The following is a 1,857-nucleotide window of genomic DNA, read 5'->3' on the forward strand; positions in this document are numbered from 1 at the left end:
CTTTTAACTGAACCCGGCTGCTTTTGCTGCTGGCAGCTAAAGTAACCTCTTACTTCCAGAGTTTGTGTAATCCTTCTCGCCGCGGACTCTTTGTCATAGTGGTAATTCCAGAGATCTCTTTAACCGGTAAAAATGTGGGAGACGAAGGTTTATGGTTAATGAATTACAAAATTTAATGTATAATCTATCTAATATGATGCCCATGCTGATCGTGGTTTTAGCTTTAGGGGATTTGGCTTTTCCTGAATACTTTGCGGTTTTTGAAGCGGTGACTATTCTTGGTGCGTTTGGCGTTATTTTTGCCTTTGGGATAGCATTTTGGTATAGTAGAAAACACTTGCAAAAAATCTCAGTAGAAATTAGCAATATCCGTTTGGTAAGTAATCGAATACAAGCGATAGCGAAGTTTCTTTTAGCAATATTATCTGTCATCGCTTCTTTGGGGCAGATGGAAAAAACATATTCTAGTCTCCTAAGCGTTTGCGGTGGAGTACTTATTACAGTGCTTTCTTTTGGTTTCTATTTTATGTCAAATAATTGCCATTTTTTATTGGTAATAATGGGATATAAGTTTTATAAGTTTAATTTGCCGGTTGGCGTATCTGACTGCATATTGATAACGAGGAAAGAAATCAGAAATCAAAAAGAAATATGCTCTGTAAGACATTTCTGCGGGTATTTATACATTGATGGAGATGATTGAATGTTTGAAAACTCATCTGTATTTATTTTAGGGAAAGATAATGCAGTGTATCTTTTGGAGATAGATGAAGGACTCAGGAATGAAATTCTTCAATTATTTTCTATTGCTAAAGTGCAAATGGTAGATAATAAGGAGAAAATTGAATTTGATGGTTCGTATATTCCAAACAGTGATGAGTGTTTGTATATATCGAATTACAAATTGGCTGATGAAATTTTAGACGCCATTCGTGTGCCTATTGGAACCGAATTTTTTAAGAAGTATAATGGATCTTTTCCTGAAATTAAAGCAATTTTTGTGGGCGAAAAAATAGAGAGGGATGACAAAGAGGTTTTTTCTTTGGCTTTTCAATTGTTCCGGAGAGATCAACGTTTAAAGAAAACAGGGATTAATTTGTTTTATCATGGTTCAACTTTTAAAAAGGAAAACGATTACGGATTCAATATTAGCAAATCTATAGAGTGCTATTTTGAAGGAGATTCGCTATATTTTAGTCTTTTTATTTTGCAAGGCAGATTTTTGATTTAAAGAGCTATTATAGAACGGCTACCAACAGGGAAGTTGATGAATTCCTTTCAAATGAACAATTATCCTTTGAAAGGAAAGAGGTTTTTGTAAATCAGGCGAACACTTGGGTGAGAAGGAGAATTGCAATTATAAATGATTCGAAAGTCTTGAAAAACTACACCGTAGAAACTATTGCGCGTATGGCAAAGGAAAAGCTCAACCAGGATTTTGAAATAAAAGAAGGTAAGTTGGTTATACCTTGCAATAAAGATAAAATGAAAGCAATACTGGGGTTTCTGGATGAGGAAGCGTATCAAGGACCTTTTACAAATACAGTGTATCTGGCTAATTCCAAAAGAAAAATGAAAACTCTAAATTAAGCAGATTTTATGATGCTACGTGATTAAACCATATAGCTTCATTCAGTAAAGCTCAAAATCAGACATAACCATGACACAACCATTTTCATTTAAAGGAGGTTTACGTATATGTTGAAAAAGATAGCATCATTTAAAAACTCAACTTTCCCACCTGAAAAAGCCGGCTAACACTCGATAAAATCAGGAAACTTTTTCGATTAAATAGGCTTCTTGACATGTAAAAGGCACCTGTTCTTTGGTATTATATAGAAGTGACCAAACCTCATA

General features: G+C 34.3%; 3 protein-coding genes. All 3 read left to right on the top strand.

Annotated features, from left to right (window positions below; translation table 11 throughout):
* Nucleotides 1–151 precede the first annotated feature (151 nt).
* The 3 genes from QVD32_RS13045 (at nucleotide 152) to QVD32_RS13055 (ending at nucleotide 1,590) form a co-directional block, all read left to right on the top strand.
* Nucleotides 152–703 (top strand): KwaA family protein, encoded by a 552-nt coding sequence (locus QVD32_RS13045; protein WP_287710367.1) that lies wholly within the window; start codon nucleotides 152–154, stop codon nucleotides 701–703.
* A complete protein-coding gene (locus tag QVD32_RS13050; RefSeq protein WP_287710368.1) occupies nucleotides 704–1,231 on the top strand; it encodes a hypothetical protein in 528 nt (175 codons plus the stop codon).
* 179 nt (nucleotides 1,232–1,410) lie between these two features.
* Nucleotides 1,411–1,590: a hypothetical protein gene (locus tag QVD32_RS13055; RefSeq protein WP_287710370.1), complete on the top strand. Its 180-nt coding sequence runs from the start codon at nucleotides 1,411–1,413 to the stop codon at nucleotides 1,588–1,590.
* Nucleotides 1,591–1,857 lie beyond the last annotated feature (267 nt).

The organism is Barnesiella sp., assembly GCF_022723415.1.
GTDB classification, from domain to species: Bacteria; Bacteroidota; Bacteroidia; order Bacteroidales; family Barnesiellaceae; genus Barnesiella; species Barnesiella intestinihominis.

Coding starts and splice junctions, on each gene's coding strand:
- QVD32_RS13045 (WP_287710367.1), top strand. CDS start 152: ATGGTTAATGAATTACAAAATTTAATGTATAATCTATCTAATATGATG.
- QVD32_RS13050 (WP_287710368.1), top strand. CDS start 704: ATGTTTGAAAACTCATCTGTATTTATTTTAGGGAAAGATAATGCAGTG.
- QVD32_RS13055 (WP_287710370.1), top strand. CDS start 1,411: ATGGCAAAGGAAAAGCTCAACCAGGATTTTGAAATAAAAGAAGGTAAG.